15 protein-coding genes and 2 pseudogenes are annotated in these 14,711 nt (G+C 65.0%); 6 read left to right on the top strand and 11 right to left on the bottom strand.

Annotation, left to right across the window (positions count from 1 at the left end; translation table 11 throughout):
- Window positions 1-125: 125 nt before the first annotated feature.
- A complete protein-coding gene (hslO, locus tag KBY74_RS10405) occupies window positions 126-1,043 on the bottom strand; it encodes an Hsp33 family molecular chaperone HslO (protein WP_254942638.1) in 918 nt (305 codons plus the stop codon).
- Window positions 1,040-1,720, bottom strand: a complete 681-nt coding sequence (locus KBY74_RS10400) for an ABC transporter ATP-binding protein (protein WP_254942637.1) — start codon at window positions 1,718-1,720, stop codon at window positions 1,040-1,042. The genes hslO and KBY74_RS10400 overlap by 4 nt, the downstream gene beginning before the upstream one ends.
- Window positions 1,721-1,781: 61 nt before the next feature.
- Between KBY74_RS10400 and KBY74_RS10395 the strand changes: the two are divergent.
- Window positions 1,782-2,219, top strand: a pseudogene (locus KBY74_RS10395) (DUF3531 family protein); the annotation flags it as partial.
- Between the two features lie 131 nt (window positions 2,220-2,350).
- On the top strand, window positions 2,351-3,136 hold the full coding sequence (locus KBY74_RS10390; RefSeq protein WP_254942636.1) for a 16S rRNA (uracil(1498)-N(3))-methyltransferase: 786 nt from the start codon (window positions 2,351-2,353) through the stop codon (window positions 3,134-3,136).
- Between the two features lies 1 nt (window position 3,137).
- On the opposite strand, the gene KBY74_RS10385 is transcribed toward KBY74_RS10390, so the two are convergent.
- Window positions 3,138-3,590, bottom strand: coding sequence for a hypothetical protein (locus KBY74_RS10385; RefSeq protein ID WP_254942635.1), 453 nt, complete (start codon window positions 3,588-3,590; stop codon window positions 3,138-3,140).
- A gap of 43 nt (window positions 3,591-3,633) precedes the next feature.
- On the opposite strand from KBY74_RS10385, the gene KBY74_RS10380 reads away from it, so the two are divergent.
- Window positions 3,634-4,407 (top strand): DUF92 domain-containing protein, encoded by a 774-nt coding sequence (locus tag KBY74_RS10380; protein WP_254942634.1) that lies wholly within the window; start codon window positions 3,634-3,636, stop codon window positions 4,405-4,407.
- Here the strand turns inward: KBY74_RS10380 and KBY74_RS10375 are convergent.
- The 7 genes from KBY74_RS10375 to KBY74_RS10345 form a co-directional block, all read right to left on the bottom strand.
- The gene (locus KBY74_RS10375; protein WP_254942633.1) at window positions 4,365-5,279 is read right to left on the bottom strand and encodes a sigma-70 family RNA polymerase sigma factor; all 915 of its coding nucleotides are present in this window, start codon (window positions 5,277-5,279) and stop codon (window positions 4,365-4,367) included. The genes KBY74_RS10380 and KBY74_RS10375 overlap by 43 nt on opposite strands.
- 115 nt (window positions 5,280-5,394) lie before the next feature.
- On the bottom strand, window positions 5,395-6,075 hold the full coding sequence (locus KBY74_RS10370) for a GDSL-type esterase/lipase family protein (RefSeq protein ID WP_254942632.1): 681 nt from the start codon (window positions 6,073-6,075) through the stop codon (window positions 5,395-5,397).
- Complete coding sequence (locus KBY74_RS10365) at window positions 6,032-7,618, bottom strand: ABC transporter permease (RefSeq protein ID WP_254942631.1); 1,587 nt, start codon at window positions 7,616-7,618, stop codon at window positions 6,032-6,034. The genes KBY74_RS10370 and KBY74_RS10365 overlap by 44 nt, the downstream gene beginning before the upstream one ends.
- The gene (locus KBY74_RS10360) at window positions 7,615-8,361 is read right to left on the bottom strand and encodes an ATP-binding cassette domain-containing protein (RefSeq protein ID WP_254942630.1); all 747 of its coding nucleotides are present in this window, start codon (window positions 8,359-8,361) and stop codon (window positions 7,615-7,617) included. The genes KBY74_RS10365 and KBY74_RS10360 overlap by 4 nt, the downstream gene beginning before the upstream one ends.
- A gap of 102 nt (window positions 8,362-8,463) precedes the next feature.
- A complete protein-coding gene (locus KBY74_RS10355; protein WP_254942629.1) occupies window positions 8,464-8,688 on the bottom strand; it encodes a hypothetical protein in 225 nt (74 codons plus the stop codon).
- A 61-nt stretch (window positions 8,689-8,749) separates the two neighbouring features.
- Entirely contained in the window at window positions 8,750-9,676 is a 927-nt protein-coding gene (locus KBY74_RS10350) for a putative selenate ABC transporter substrate-binding protein (RefSeq protein ID WP_254942628.1), read from the bottom strand.
- 17 nt (window positions 9,677-9,693) lie between these two features.
- Window positions 9,694-10,899, bottom strand: coding sequence for a pyridoxal phosphate-dependent aminotransferase (locus KBY74_RS10345; RefSeq protein WP_254942627.1), 1,206 nt, complete (start codon window positions 10,897-10,899; stop codon window positions 9,694-9,696).
- Between the two features lie 107 nt (window positions 10,900-11,006).
- On the opposite strand from KBY74_RS10345, the gene KBY74_RS10340 reads away from it, so the two are divergent.
- The 3 genes from KBY74_RS10340 to KBY74_RS10330 all read left to right on the top strand — a co-directional run bounded on the left by KBY74_RS10340 (window position 11,007) and on the right by KBY74_RS10330 (window position 14,349).
- A complete protein-coding gene (locus KBY74_RS10340; RefSeq protein ID WP_254942626.1) occupies window positions 11,007-11,630 on the top strand; it encodes a uracil-DNA glycosylase family protein in 624 nt (207 codons plus the stop codon).
- 85 nt (window positions 11,631-11,715) lie between these two features.
- Window positions 11,716-12,909, top strand: coding sequence for a (E)-4-hydroxy-3-methylbut-2-enyl-diphosphate synthase (ispG, locus tag KBY74_RS10335; protein ID WP_254942625.1), 1,194 nt, complete (start codon window positions 11,716-11,718; stop codon window positions 12,907-12,909).
- Window positions 12,910-13,002: 93 nt separating this feature from the next.
- Window positions 13,003-14,349, top strand: coding sequence for a S41 family peptidase (locus tag KBY74_RS10330; protein WP_254942624.1), 1,347 nt, complete (start codon window positions 13,003-13,005; stop codon window positions 14,347-14,349).
- Here KBY74_RS10330 and KBY74_RS10325 read toward each other — a convergent pair.
- Window positions 14,328-14,711 (bottom strand): annotated as a pseudogene (locus tag KBY74_RS10325) (hypothetical protein); the annotation flags it as partial. The gene KBY74_RS10330 and the pseudogene KBY74_RS10325 sit on opposite strands and share 22 nt — an antisense overlap.

The raw sequence follows: 14,711 nt of genomic DNA, 5'->3' as shown, positions 1-14,711 counted from the left end.
TGACCCAAGTGCAAAGCCTGCCGGCTCTGCTGCTGTTGTTGCTTGGTGCCCTGCTGATTGGTTGATTTGGTTAATGACTTAACCAGCTAATTGTTTGATTATTGGAACAGCCCAGGCATTGCTGTCTACATGCCAGGAGCGAACTCTGCGATTAGTTCGCTCAGCTCTGATGCCCCAACTGTGTAGATCTCATTACAGAAGTGGCAGGTAAGTTCGGCATGGCCGTCTTCCACTAAAATTGAGTTGAGTTCGGCGTGGCCAAGCAGTTTCAGGGCGCTGACGCTGCGCTCCCGGCTGCAGGGGCAGTGGAACCGCACCGGCGTACAGGCCTCAGCATCTTCCAGGGGCTGGGGATCGAGGTCTGGGAAAATATCTTCGAGCAGGTTGTGTAGCTGGCCTTCGCACTCGGCTAGTCGTTGGCTGAAGTGCTTCACCTCGCGGCAGCGCTCCTCGAGAAGGGCCACTAGCGCTGGTTCGCGGGCGGCCTTTGGCATCACCTGCACCAGCACGCCGCCACTGCAAACCACACCACTCTTGTCGAGCTGCTCGCCCACGAATACCGCTGAAGGGGTCTGCTCGGAGTGCAGCAGATAGGAAGCCAGGTCTTCGCCGATGCCGCCGCTCACCAGCTCCACCGTTGAGCTGAAGGGCTCGCCTTCACCCAGATCTCGCACCACGTGCAGATAGCCGGTGCCGCAGGCGGTTTTGAAGTCAAAGTGGGCCAGGCCTTCTGGATCTTTCAGCAGCTCGAGCTCCAAGCCCGGGTAGCCCACATGGCCGCGCACAGTGCCGTTGCGGCCCGCATCCACCATCAGGCCCTTCAAGGGGCCATCGGAGGCAATCCGCAGGTTGACGCGGCCATGGGCCACCTTCATCGAGCTGGCCAGCAGCAGCCCAGCCGTCATGGCCCGGCCCAGCAGGGCACTGGCGAGAAAAGAGAGCTGGTGGCGCTCCCTGGCGGTGCGGCTGGCCTGGGTGGTACTGACCGCCACCATGCGGATGCCGCCGCCGGCGGCCGTGGCCCGGAGAAGTTGGTCGCTCAAGGCTGGTTTTCCTGGGGTGTGGCCATTGTTGGGGCCATCGTAGGCAGCGCGCCGAAAGGTTCCAGCTGGCCCCGCTCCAGCCGCCAGCCACCATCGATCACGCCGCGAAATAGCTCCGGCTCGTGGGTGACCACCAGCACGGCCCGCTCCTGGGAGAGGGCCGCCAACAGCTCCAGGATTTCGCCACGAACGGCCCAGTCGAGGCCTGCGGTGGGTTCATCCAGCAGCAGCACCCGGGGGTTGCGCAGCAGCTGCACTGCCAGGGCCAGGCGCCTTTGCTGGCCGCCGCTGAGCTGCTCCGGCGCCTGCTGCAATGACAACCCTTCCATACCCACCAGTTGCAGGGCTGCCTGGGCCTCTTCTGCTGTGAGCCGGCGGTGACCGAGCTTCAGCTCCTGCCCCACGCTGAGGCCGAGGAAATGGCGCTCCGGAAACTGAAACACCAGGCCGCATAGCCAGCGAAGCTGGCGACCATTGAGCCGCTCGCCTTCCCACAGCACCTGGCCGCTAGAGGGCTCGGCCAAGCCGCTGATCACCTCCAGCAGGGTGGTTTTGCCACTGCCACTGCGGCCGGCCACCAGGGAAGCGCGGCCCACGGCCAGGGTGAGGCTGACGCCGCAGAGCACCGGTGCCACCGCCGTGGCCGGTTGGTAGCTGACGTTGCGGAGCTCAAGCATCCCCCCAGCATGCCGGCGGGCGTGTTTGATTGAGCCAGTTCTCTGTTGCAGCCAATCCGCCATGGAGGTGCGTTTCCGCGAATTCAATCCCTTCAACTGCTGGATCTGGATGCGTTTCCCCCACCCGGTGGGTTCGGGTGAGCGCGGCTACTTGGAAACCGCCTTCGATAGTTGGTTTTACCTGGGCAAGTTGGGGGGCTTCAACGCCGAAAACCTCCAGGCCCACGAGGAGGGCGCGGAGCTGGGCTGGATGGCCTACAGCCACGAGGCTGCTGCCGGCGCCCTGCCAGCCCTGATGCACAACATGGGCCCTATGGAATATCAGGAGGAGTGGGCGCGTTGCTGGGTGGATCTCGGCACCAGTGATGCCTTCGCCCTCGACGTGTTGATCAATGCCCTGGGCCAGCTCAACAACGACGTGCTCGAAATTGAGGAGTTGCTGATTGGTGGCCTCAACGAGGACTGGCCGATCGAGGAGCAACCCGATGCCCTGTTCCCTGGCCTCGATGAGCTTGAGGACGAAGACAAAGATGAAGATGACAGCGACGAAGAAGAAGACGACGACGACGAAGAGGATGGTGAAGCTGGCGAAGATCACGAAGTCCCCCAGTCCCGCGACTAGGAAGCAGCGTGACTCGGGATCTGCGCCGTCTGCTAATAACCCCCGGTCGCTTGCCTGCCGGCCCCTCTGCTGGCGCTGAGCTGGAGCTGGATCGCCAGGAGCTCCACTACCTCACCCGGGTGCTGCGCTTGCGCCCCGGCGATCGCTTTGCGGTGGTGGATGGGGCAGGCAGTCTCTGGACTGCCCTGTTGGGTCCTGCCGATCAGGCTCTGCTGGAGCAGCCCCCCAGCTCCCCCCTGGCGTTTGAGCCTCCACCGGCGCCGCCACTGCAGCTGGCGGTGGCCCTGCCAAAGCGCGATGCCGACGTGTTGTTGCGCATGGCCTGTGAACTTGGTGTGGATCGGTTCACCCCTCTACAGGCCCAGCGCAGCGTTGCCGCCGACTCCCTGAAGCCGGAGCGAGCAGAGGCGATCCTGCGGGAGGCGGTGGAGCAGTGTGAGCGCCTGTGGCAACCCCAGCTGGAGTCGCTGCGGCCAGCCGCCGAGCTGCTGGGGGCCCGGCCGCCCGGTGGTTCAGGCCGGGGGCTGCTGTGCACCGCCAGACGGCCGGGCCTGGCCCTGCTAGCCCAGGCGCTGGAGCGCTTAGGAGACCCGCCTGGGGCCAGCGGCGAGCCGCTCACTGTGGCGATTGGCCCGGAGGGGGGCTGGACTTCAGGGGAGGAAGCCTTGGCGCTGGCCCACGGATGGCAAGCCGTGAGTTTGGGCACCACGATCTTGCGTTGCAGCACCGCTGCAGTGTCGGCAGCAGGGCTGCTCAGCCACTGGCGTGCCCAGCAGATTGGCGTGCCCAGCTGAGTTAGTTGCGGAACATCCCAGAGGCCATCGCCTTATAACCAGCCAGGTTTGCGCCGGCTAGGCGACGGCGGCTTGGCAGAGCGTTGGCGGGGTTGAGGCAGTCGGGGGCGAAGGTGGCGTTGCTGGGTGGGGGCAGGGCCTCCTGGGCGGCCCGCAATTCGGCAGCGATCGCTTCAGCAGTTGTGGGTGCCGAGCCTGCTGGAGCTGGGCTCGCTGGCGTTGCTGCTGCTGCAGCTGCAGTGGAAGGGCCAGTGCCTATTTGGAAAGTTGCCGCTTGGCTGGCTTCCGGTTCGCTGGGATCGGGCTTGGCCTCGGCGATCGCCACCTGCGCTGGTGTGGCCCCTTCGCTGCCCAGATCTAAGAAGAAGGAGGCCTTGCGGTTGAACACCATCACGGCAGCAGCGTCGTAATGGGGATTATCCGTTGCTGCGCTGCCCTGTGACGCTGCTGCCACGCTGTGCAACACACTTTGTTGGCGCCGCTGCTGCCCTGTGCTGATGTCTGCCCAGGCCCTTGTAGTGCCTGCCCTGCTCTCCCCTGCACTCGTCGCCCCACAGACCTGGAGCCACTGGCTCCTGGCCCTGGCCCTCAATGCGGTGCTGATCTTCCTTGCCCAGCGCCTGCCCCTGCTCACCCGCGCTGGCTGGGTGCATGCCGGCATCCTCGGCAGCTTGCTGTGGGGTTGCCTCGGCCTGCGGGGCTGGCTGGCGGTGGTGATCTATCTGGCCCTGGGCTCCCTGGTGACGCGCCTGGGCTTTCGCACCAAGCAGGCGCGGGGATTGGCGGAGGCGCGGGGCGGGTTGCGAGGGCCGGAGAACGTTTGGGGTTCGGCCGCTACTGGTGCCCTACTGGCTGGCGCTGCCGCCCTGGCGCCGGCAGCGGCGCCGCTTCTGCTGGTTGGTTTTGCTGCCAGCTTCGCCGCCAAGTTGGCCGACACATTCGGCAGTGAAATCGGCAAGCGCTGGGGGCGCCACACGCTGCTGATCACCACCTTGCGTCCGGTGCCCCCCGGCACGGAAGGGGCGATCAGCTTGGAGGGCACCGCCGCCAGCCTGGCGGGCAGTGCGCTGATGGCGGCCCTGATGCTGGCCCTGGGGCTGCTGGCTGGCAGCGGCGCCTGGCTGCTTGTGACCCTGGTGGGACTGGGGGCCACCTTGATCGAAAGCCTGATCGGAGCCAGCTTCCAACAGCGTTGGGGCTGGCTCAGCAACGAGCTGGTGAACGGGCTTCAGACCGCGATCGCGGCGCTTCTTGCGATGGCGTTCTCCTGAAGCCAGGCCAGCAGGGCCTCGCCACGCTGCCGGGCTTGGCGGCTGCTGAGCTTGTGCTCAAGGGCCAGCTCGCACCAGCCCAGACCCTCGATCCAGTGACCCAGCAGCAACCGCTGCTCGATGCCGCCCAGCTGGCTTAGCTGAGCCTGCAACCAATGGGCCTCTAAAGCCCTTTCGCCAGCCGTCGGATCGTTGCTCGGATCGTCGCCGGCGCTGGTTGCGGCTGTTGACCCAGCTGCCAGCTGGTCGAGCAGGGTGCCCGCCTGCTCGTCTTCGCCGCTGAGCGGGGCATCGAGACTGCGCACCTGCAGGGCCCGCTGCACTGCGCTGGCCTCCTCAAGTTGGGCGGTGCTGCAACCGAGCTCTAAGGCCAGATCTGCGGCGGCAAGCGGTGCAAGACCCTGGCCGCGGCGCTGCTCCTGTAGCCGCCGGGCCCGTTGCTGCAGCTCCCGCAGCCGCCGGGGGGTATGCAGCGGCTGGCCGTGGTCGCGGACATCGTGAAGCATGGCGCCGCGGATGTAGGGCACCGCATAGCTGCTGAGATTGCAGGTTTGGCGCAGGTCGAAGGCCTCCACGGCCCGGATCAGCCCCAGGCAGCCCGCAGACACCAGCTCATCAAAAGGTTGACCCGTTCGCTGGCTCTGGCGCTGGGCCACCATGCGCACCAGGGCGAGGTTGTGCTCCACCAGGGCGTTGCGCCACCAGAGCTTGGTTGCGGCGTCGGGGCTGGCGGCCATGGATTCAAGCCAGCTGCGGTTGCGGGTGTGCAGCTGGGAGGGGCCCAGCTCGGCCTGGGCTGGATCGGCTTGGCCGCTGCGGCGCTGGCGGGCAGATGTTTTCGAGTGGGCAGATGCTGGGCAGGAGCTGGCCATGGGGTGGAGGCGTCGGTGTTATTACCGTCGCCGCGGTGCCCATGCGGCTGGCTCCCCCAGGGTGGTGAAGCGTTCTCACCCGAATGGGTGATAAGAAACCTTCGCTCCGTGCTGCTTAGTAGCCCAAGGAGGTGGGCTCTTGGCGTAGCTGCAGATCGGCCCAGTCCAGAAGGGCCGGCCAGGAGCGCACCCGCTCAAATACCCGGCGATGCCCCTCATTGTTGAGGTGCAGGCCGTCGTTGCTCAGCCATAGGGGCCAGTCGGAATCGGCCAGCAGCCCCTCCAGCAGCGGCAGGAACGGCACATTCGCCTCCAGGCAGGCCTCTTCCAGCAGGGCCTCGTAGCGACGAATGTCTGCCAGGGAATACCAGAGCACCCCGGCATAGGGCATGGCGCTCTCCTCCACCGGGGTGAGGCCGATCACATGCACCGCAGCGATCTCCTTGGCCTTGTGCAGCAGCTGCTGCAAGCCAAACAAAAAGCCTTCGGCATCCAGTTGGGGTCGCCCATCAGGACGTCCCACCCGGGCGGTGTCGTTGAGGCCTATGCCGAGCAGGATCCCCTGGGGCAGCTGGCGTCGTAGCTCACCGCGGCAGCCAACCTCAGCGCTGAGGCGGGCTGCCAGTCGCTCCAGGCCATCGCCACGCACGCCGAGGTTGTAGAGCACCGGGCCGCCCGGCAGTTCCATCCAGTGGCGCCGTAGCCGTTCGCACCAGCCCCCCTCAAGGGGATCACCCCAGCCCAAAACGCCGCTATCGCCAAGTGCCACCAGCTTCCTGGGGATGGCCATCACCATGGGGGGTCTCCAGCAGCCACTGGCGTGCGCGGTCGCTGAGATCTTCCCCCAGCAAGGTCAGCAGCGCATAGGCCAGCACAAGGGCCAGCAGTTGGTCGCCGGCAAACGAACTCAGGGCTTCCAGCAGCTGGCTGCCCAGGCCCGTGGCCCCAACTAGCCCCACTACCACCGATTCGCGCAAAATCACATCAGCCCGGTAGGCGCCATAGGCCAAGTAGGGACGCGCCAGGCCGCTGAAGCGGCCGTAGAGCAGGGCCAGGCGAGGACCCACCCCTGAGGCCAGCAGGGCCTGCTCCTTGTTGCCGCCACTGGTTTCGGCGGCTTCTAGTAGCAGGCGTCCGAGAATGCCCAGGTTGTGGAAGCCCAGGGCAAGGGCACCTGTAAGCACCCCGGGCTGGAGCACAAACAGAAGCAATAGCGCCGTTAGCGGTGGCGGCCATAGCCGGCCCAGGGCCCAAAGCCCCCGCACTAGCGCGCCCGCCGCAGGCCAGGGCGTCGCAAGCAGCAGTAGCAGCGGCGCCAGCCCTACAGCTAGGGCCGCGGCTACGAAGGTGAGCACCAGAGTGTTGCCTATCAGGCTCGGCCAGGGCAGGGCGGCCACGGCTCCCCAGTCGGACGCGCCCAGCGGTGGCAGGCCTTGCCACTGCAACAGGGTGGCGGGCTGCACCTCCAGGCGCCATGCCACCAGCACCAGCACGGGCAGCATGGCCATTGCCACAGCCACCATCTCCTGACCCTGGCTGCCCACCCCCTGCTGGCTCAGGCCCAGCCGTGCCGGCATGGCCCAGCGACGCCGCAGCCAGCCCATCAATGCCTCCAGCAGAAGCATCACTGCCAGTAGTAGCCACAGGCCGCTCCAAAGCTCGTTGAAGGCCAGCGATTGCAGGGTGAGGCGCAGCTCGGTGCCCAGCCCGCCCAGGCCAAATACTCCCAGCAGGGTGGCGCTGCGCAAGGCGCATTCGAGCCGGTAGCCGCTGTAGCTGATCACCTGGGGCAGCAGGGGCGGCCCCAGGGCCGTGAATAGGGCGGTGGGGGCGGGGCTGCCGCCGCAGCGCAGGGCCTCCAGGCTGGCGGTGGGCAGGGCATCCAGCAGGTCGCTGACCACCCGGGCTACCAGCGCTCCAAACGGAATGGCGATTGCCACTACCGCCACCACTGGTTGAAGCCCGACCACCTGAAGCAACAGCAGCCCCCAGAGCAGCTCGTGAATCGAGCGCGGTATGGCTAGTAGCCGGCGTATCCAGCTGGCTGGAGCGGCGCTGCCGTAGCAGGTGCGCCACACCACCCTTGAACTAGCGATTCCCAGCACCAAGCCCAGCACCAGGCTGCCGGCCCAGCCCAATAGGGCCATGCCGGCTGTTACGGCTAGGCCGCCCAGCACCGATCCCAGCACTATGGGATCAAGGGAAGGCCGCAGGGCTGCGGCAGCAAATTGGCCCACCAGCTCCCAGCCACCGCCATGGCTTATTCCCGGCAGCAACGCCAGCAGCGGTACCACAATTAGGGCGGGCAGCAACACCCACAACGGCGCCGCTGGTCTCATGCCCCTGGGGTCCCGGCGTAAAGCTCCTCGAGCTGGCCTGGCTCAAGGCTGGCCATGGGTTGGTCAAAGACAAGGCGCCCGGCCCGCAGCCCCAGCACTCGATCGAAACCAGCCAGCAAATCGGGACGGTGCAGGCTCAGCAGCAAGGCCCGAGGCGGGTTGGCGAGCTCCAGCAGCAGGATTAACAGTTCACTGGCCAGGCGGGGATCAAGGCTGGCTAAAGGTTCATCGGCTAGAAGCAGTTCTGGTTCCTGTCGCAGTAGTCGAGCTAGGGCCACCCGCTGGCGCTGGCCGCCGGAGAGGGCGGAGACGGGCTGGTTGAGCAGGGCTGGATCGAGATCAAGTCGCTGCAACATCGTTGTGCAGGCCTTGGTCTCTAGGGGCATCAGCAGGTTGAGCAGGGCCCGCGGCCAGCCCCAGACCGCTAGCCGGGCGGCGTTGAGGTTTTGCTGCACGGTGAGCTCCTCGATCAGGCGCAGGTCTTGCCAAAGGGTGCCGATCCGGGCTTGCTGCCGTCGTCGGGCCCGTCCGCTGCGGGCCCGGGCCTCTCCCTGCCAAAACACCCTGCCCTGCTGCGGGGTCAGCAAGCCATTGGCCACGGCCAGCAAGGTGCTTTTGCCAGCTCCGCTGGGACCCAGCAGGGCGATCCGTTCACCGGCATCAACCTGAAGCGACACCCGATCAAGGCGAGGCTGGCTGCGGCCCTTGACGGTGATGTCTTGAAGTTTGAGCAGTGCAGACATGCCCCCCTTCAGACCAGGGTGAGGCGGTAAACGATCAGCGCCAGGATCAGAGCCACTAAGGACACCTCAATCAGATCAGGGCCGCGGGGATTCATGGACGTTTCAGGGGCGCCGCCGGTCCAGGCTGGCCGCTGAGGGCAGGGCCAGGGCTAGGGCGAGGGCGGGAATCTCAATCAGCAGTTGGCCGTTGCCGAAGGTGATGAAGGCCAGATCAAGAAAGGCGATGCTGCGCAGAAACAGGGACCAAGCCTCATCGCCTTCATTATTGGCGCGGCTCCAAAGCACAAAGCCTGCCAGCAGCAACACCAAATCAATCAACCAGACCACGGATCTGAGGCGCTGGAGAGAGCTGATTCTGAATGCTGCTGGACCCAAACGCCGGCCTGTGTCAGCGGATCTTGCCGATTTGCCGCCCCACCTGCTCGATCTGCTTGTATTCGTCCGGCTTCACCGTGGTGAATTGCTGGGCACCAAACAGGCTCAAGATCTGCTTTTGCTCTGGGTCAGTGGGTCGCCAGCTGATGATCGACTGGCGCAGCTTGGCGCTGAAGCCCTTGCCGAAGCGCTGGTCGAGGTTGGGCTGGCCCAGCCATAGGTAGTCGGGGTAGCTGGGGGTGCGCCAGATCTGCACCACCTTGCTGCGGTTGGCCTTGCTGCTGCGCAGGTTGCTCTTCCACACCTGCTCATTGACGGCGCCGGCGTCGTAGGTGCCGCTCTGTACTAGGGCGATGGTGGCGTCGTGGCTGCCACTGAAGCCGGGGGCTCCGCCGGCGAAATCAGCCAACTTGACGCCGGCCTGTGCGAGGAAGTACTGGGGCATCAGCCGGCCGGAGGTGGAGCTTTCCGAGCCAAAGGTGAAGCGCTTGCCTTTGAGGGCCACTAGCCCCTTCTGGTTCTGGATCGGCTTGATGCCGCTGCGGGCATTGGCGATAAACACGGTGTAAAACTGCGCGTCGATGTCTCGCTGGGCAAGCATCTGGGCACCGGGTTTCTGCAGGCTGGCCTGCACACCGGTGAGACCGCCAAACCAGACCAGATCAAGACTGCCGGTGCGGAAGGCGCTAACAGCAGCTGCGTAATCCGTGACGGGCACATAGCTGACCTTTACCCCTAGTTGCTGGCTTAGCTCATCGGCCACCAGGCCGTAAAGGCGATTCAGCTTCTCAGGGTTCTGGTCGGGGATGGCACCGATGCGGAGCACCTGCTGGGCTTCGGCCGCCGGCAGCAGGGAGGCGGGCACGGGGGGAAGGACCGCCGGTAGCAGGGCTAGGCAAAGCCCTGTAAATGCGGCGGTCAAACGTTCTCGGGTGGACATTTATTTGGAAAGGGGAATCAGAGGGCAGCCAGAAAGCGCCGCAGACGCGCCAGGCCATCCTCAATCGTGGCAGGCCCGGCAGCGCAGGAAAGCCGAATGCAGCGGTCGTCGCCGAAGGCAACTCCAGGTACCACCGCTAGGCCCACCTCATCGAGCAGCCGGTTGCACAGGGTCATGGAATCGAGGCCGAAGCCGCTTACATCGGGGAAGGCATAGAACGCCCCCTCAGGCGGAAGCAGTTTCAATCCTGCGATAGCCATCAGGCCCGCGCTGAGCAGGCTGCGGCGCTCGTTGAACTTGGCCGCCATGTCGCCCACGCAGTCGCGAGGTGCTTCGATTGCAGCCAGGGCACCGAACTGGGCAAAGCTGCAGACGTTGCTGGTGCTCTGGCTCTGCAGGGCGCTGGCGGCGGCCACCACCGGCTGGGGGCCGGCCAGCCAGCCAATGCGCCAACCGGTCATGGCCCAGCCCTTGGCGAAACCATTCACCGTGAAGACGCGATTGGCCAGGTCTGGTGCCACGGCGGCAAAGCTGTGGTGGGTGTGGCCTGGGGCTAGCAGGAATTCATAGATCTCATCGCACACCACGGCCACCTGGGGATGGCGGCGCAGCACGGTGGCGATCGCCTCCAGCTCAGGCCGGCTCAGCACCATGCCGGTGGGATTGCCGGGGCTGTTGAGCACAAGCAACTTGCTGGCTGGAGTGATGGCTGCCTCCAGTTGGGCCGGATCGAGGCGGAAGCCCTGGGCCGCTGAGCTGGGCAGCATGGTCACCGTGGCGCCGGCCAGCTTGGCTATTTCTGGATAGCTGAGCCAGTAAGGCGCAGGTAGCAGCAGCTCGTCGCCGGGCTCGAGCAGCACCTGGAACAGGTTGTAGAGCGCCTGCTTGCCGCCGTTGGTGACCAGTACCTGTTGGGCGCTGGTCGGTATGCCGTTTTCAGTGCTGAGCTTGGCGGCTATCGCATCGCGCAGGGCAGGCTCTCCGGCAGCTGGGCCGTAGCGGGTGTGGCCTGCCTCCAGAGCAGCCGTGGCGGCCTGGCGGATGAAGGCCGGGGTGTCGAAATCAGGCTCGCCGGCGCTGAGGCTGCAGATGTCTTGACCATCGGCCTTGAGGGCCTTGGCTCGGGCGGCAATGGCCAGGGTGAGGGAGGGCTGGAGGGCCCGGGCCCGGGCAGAGAGGGCCGGAGTGGTGGTGGGCGCGGCGGTCATCCCTGTGTCCGGCATCAGGACGCGCGGCTTCAGCACTGACTGGCATCCTGCCTTACGGATTTGCCGCGTACGGTTCAAAGGGGCACGAAATGGCCAGCTAGTTACACGTTGATGGTTTTGCCGTGACGACTTCTACCCCTGCAGCGCCCGATTTCCTGGGGCAGTTGCTGCTCGATTGCGCAGCCTGTCGCCGCTGTGATCTGGCCGCGGACAGGCAGCAGGTGGTGGTGAGTCGGGGCAACCCCGCCGCCCGGCTGATGTTGATCGGCGAGGGACCCGGCGCTCAGGAAGACAGCGCTGGCTTGCCTTTTGTGGGTCGCTCCGGCCAGCTGCTCGATCAGCTGCTGGCTGCCGCTGGCATCGACAGCAACCGAGATGCCTACGTGGCCAATGTGGTCAAGTGCCGCCCCCCCGGCAACCGCAAGCCCAAGCCCATGGAGCTGGCGGCCTGCCGCCCTTGGCTTGATCATCAGATCGCTTTAGTGAATCCGGCCGTGATCCTGCTGGTGGGGGCCACGGCGCTGGAGGGGGTGCTTGGAATTAAGGGCGGCATCACCAGCCTGCGGGGCCAGTGGCAAGCCAGCGAGATTGAAATTTTGCGGGGCCGGCGCCTGATGCCGGTCCTGCATCCCTCCTATCTGCTGCGCTTTAACTCGCAGGCCGAGGGCTCGCCCCGCGCGCTCACGGCAGCCGACTTCCAGGAAGTACGCCGATTCTTTTCTGGCCAATCCCGCCCGCCTTGCTGAACTGCTCAATCCGTTTGACACCCTCGTCGCTTGAGCGGCTTTTGTGACAGGCTTTGCCCTTCCCGGCCCCCCGCTTCACCCAGCCATGACCGGCACCCCAGCTCGCTACGACACCTTGATTCACCGGCGCCAGACCCGCAGCGTGCGGGTGGGAGACATTTGGATCGGTAGCGACCATCCGGTGGCGGTGCAGTCGATGATCAACGAGGACACCCTTGATATCGAAGGGGCTACGGCCGGTATCCGGCGGCTTCATGAAGTCGGTTGCGAAATCGTGCGGCTTACGGTGCCTTCCCTGGCCCACGCCAAGGCGGTAAAAGAAATTCGCCAGCGATTGGAAGACACCTATCAGCCGGTGCCACTGGTGGCCGACGTGCACCACAACGGCATGAAGATTGCCCTGGAGGTTGCCCAGCACGTCGACAAGGTGCGGATCAACCCGGGTCTGTTCGTGTTTGACAAGCCCGACCCAAATCGCACCGAATTCTGCCCCGAGGAGGTATCTGCCATCGGTGAGCGCATCGCCGAAACATTTGAACCGTTGGTTCAATTGCTCAAGCAGGAGGACAAGGCCCTGCGCATCGGTGTCAACCATGGCTCCCTGGCTGAGCGGATGTTGTTCAGCTATGGCGACACGCCCCTGGGCATGGTGGAGAGCGCCATGGAATTCATCCGCATCTGCGACCGGCTCGACTTCCACAACATCGTGGTGTCAATGAAGGCCTCGCGGGCGCCGGTGATGATGGCCGCCTACCGAATGATGGCCGACCGCATGGATGCGGAGGGCTTCCCTTACCCCCTGCATTTGGGAGTCACCGAGGCAGGCGATGGCGACTACGGGCGAATTAAAAGTACCGCCGGCATTGCGCCCTTGCTGGCTGAGGGGCTAGGCGACACGATCCGGGTGTCACTCACTGAGGCCCCCGAGAAGGAAATTCCTGTTTGCTACTCGATCCTGCAAGCCTTGGGGCTGCGCAAGACGATGGTGGAATACGTGGCCTGCCCCAGTTGCGGCCGCACCCTGTTCAACCTGGAGGAGGTGCTGCATCAGGTGCGCAACGCCACCGCCCATCTCACTGGCCTCGATATCGCCGTGATGGGTTGCATCGTTAATGGGCCGGGCGAAATGGCCGACGCCGACTACGGGTATGTGGGTAAAACCCCCGGCACCATCTCTCTGTATCGGGGCCGCGACGAGATCCGGCGGGTGCCGGAGGCCGAGGGAGTGGCAGCCCTGATCGCCCTGATCAAGGAGGACGGTCGCTGGGTTGATCCCTGAGCGCCTGCTCACTTCCGGTAACCCGCCCCGGTTGGGGTTGGATAACGGCGCTAGCTTGAGAAGACGTTTCCCGGGCCCTGACGGCTCTTCCAGATGGCCAGCCCCCGCGCCAGCATGCTTGTGCTGGTTGGCATAGGCGCTTGTGCGGCCACGGCGGTGGTGGCTAGGGAAGTGGTGACCCCTCCCGGGGGTTCATCCCGTATCAGCGACAGCCCCAAGGAAGTAATCGACCAGACCTGGCAGATCGTCTTCCGCGACTATCTGGATATCAACGGCAAGTACAAGCCAGAGCAATGGCGCAGCCTGCGGCGTGACGTGCTCGCCAAGAGTTACGGCAGCTCTAAGGAGGCCTATGAAGCGATCCGGGGCATGCTCGGCAGCCTCGATGACCCCTACACCCGTTTTCTCGATCCAAGGGAATTCAAGGAGATGCAGATCGACACCTCCGGAGAACTCTCCGGGGTGGGAATCCAGCTGAGCCTGGATAAGGAAACAAAAAATCTGGTGGTGGTTTCACCGATTGAAGGTTCGCCCGCTTCGCGAGCTGGCGTTCAGCCCAAGGATGTGATTGTGGCGATCGACGGCAAGTCGACCAAGGGCATGAGTACCGAGGATGCCGTCAAGCTGATCCGTGGTCAGGCCGGCACCACGGTGACCCTCACCCTCAAGCGCAAGGCTCAGACCCTGGAGTTGCCCCTTACTCGGGAGCGCATCGAGCTCCATGCCGTCGACCACCAGATCAACACCAGTGCTGATGGCGTCAAGGTGGGTTATATCCGCCTCAAGCAATTCAATGCCACCGCCACCAAGGACATGCGCCAGGCGGTGAGGGACCTCGAAGAAAAAGGGGCCCAAGGTTATGTGCTCGATCTGCGCAGCAACCCAGGCGGCCTGCTGATGGCAAGCGTGGAGATTGCCCGCCAGTGGCTAAACGAAGGCACGATCGTTTCCACCAAAACCCGTGACGGCATCCAGGATGTCAAGCGCGCAAACGGCCGTGCCCTCACCACCAAGCCCATGGTGGTGCTGGTCAATGAGGGTTCAGCTAGCGCCAGTGAAATTCTCTCCGGCGCCCTGCAGGACAACAACCGGGCGGTGCTGGTGGGCCAGAAAACCTTCGGTAAGGGCTTGGTGCAGTCGGTGCGGGGGCTATCTGATGGCTCCGGGATGACCGTGACCATCGCCAAATACCTCACCCCCAGTGGCCGCGACATCCACAAGCACGGCATCGACCCTGATGTGACGGCAAAAATGACTGAGCTCGAGGCCCAGCGCCTCAAGCTCGAGGATCTCGGCACCAAGAAGGACAGCCAATACCGGGTGGCGGAATCCACGCTGGTGAAACGGCTTCGCAATGCAAACAGCGTGGAGAAGGCCTACAACCCAAGCAGCGCCAATGTGCCGGCGGCCGTGGCCCCTCAGGGCTCCAGCGCGCCATAGGCGCCGTAGCGCCTGCGAATTTCCAGGTGGATACCCGGTTCGGGCTGCCAGCACAGGGCTACTTGTTCTGGCACCCCAGACTGCCGGCGATCCGCCGTTTGGAGGGTTATGCCTAACGCTGCCGGCAGGCTCCAGATCAAGCCTGGGCAAGTGGGGGCCGGGCTAGCTAGGGCCTGCAGCGGCGCGGGAGGTAATGGTTCCTCCATCCCTGGCCTCGCCTCGCTTACAACCACCAGCGATTCGAGCCGTTCGCTGCCATGACGAATCACGGCGCGGCGGCGGCGCTCGCCCCACACCAAGCAGAGCTCGCTCACCCAGGGCCAGGCACCGATGCGATCGGGGCCCAGGCTCCAGTGCCCCTC

Source organism: Cyanobium sp. A1C-AMD (assembly GCF_024346495.1).
Lineage (GTDB): Bacteria > Cyanobacteriota > Cyanobacteriia > PCC-6307 > Cyanobiaceae > Cyanobium_A > Cyanobium_A usitatum.
This window is presented reverse-complemented; position numbering and strand designations above follow the sequence as displayed.

What these genes read in the sequence shown, in the direction of transcription:
- KBY74_RS10375 (WP_254942633.1), bottom strand. Translation starts at nt 5,279, where the DNA reads ATGGCCAGCTCCTGCCCAGCATCTGCCCACTCGAAAACATCTGCCCGC.
- KBY74_RS10360 (WP_254942630.1), bottom strand. Translation starts at nt 8,361, where the DNA reads ATGTCTGCACTGCTCAAACTTCAAGACATCACCGTCAAGGGCCGCAGC.
- KBY74_RS10345 (WP_254942627.1), bottom strand. Translation starts at nt 10,899, where the DNA reads ATGCCGGACACAGGGATGACCGCCGCGCCCACCACCACTCCGGCCCTC.
- KBY74_RS10370 (WP_254942632.1), bottom strand. Translation starts at nt 6,075, where the DNA reads ATGGTGATGGCCATCCCCAGGAAGCTGGTGGCACTTGGCGATAGCGGC.
- ispG (WP_254942625.1), top strand. Translation starts at nt 11,716, where the DNA reads ATGACCGGCACCCCAGCTCGCTACGACACCTTGATTCACCGGCGCCAG.
- KBY74_RS10330 (WP_254942624.1), top strand. Translation starts at nt 13,003, where the DNA reads ATGGCCAGCCCCCGCGCCAGCATGCTTGTGCTGGTTGGCATAGGCGCT.
- KBY74_RS10380 (WP_254942634.1), top strand. Translation starts at nt 3,634, where the DNA reads ATGTCTGCCCAGGCCCTTGTAGTGCCTGCCCTGCTCTCCCCTGCACTC.
- KBY74_RS10365 (WP_254942631.1), bottom strand. Translation starts at nt 7,618, where the DNA reads ATGAGACCAGCGGCGCCGTTGTGGGTGTTGCTGCCCGCCCTAATTGTG.
- KBY74_RS10400 (WP_254942637.1), bottom strand. Translation starts at nt 1,720, where the DNA reads ATGCTTGAGCTCCGCAACGTCAGCTACCAACCGGCCACGGCGGTGGCA.
- KBY74_RS10350 (WP_254942628.1), bottom strand. Translation starts at nt 9,676, where the DNA reads ATGTCCACCCGAGAACGTTTGACCGCCGCATTTACAGGGCTTTGCCTA.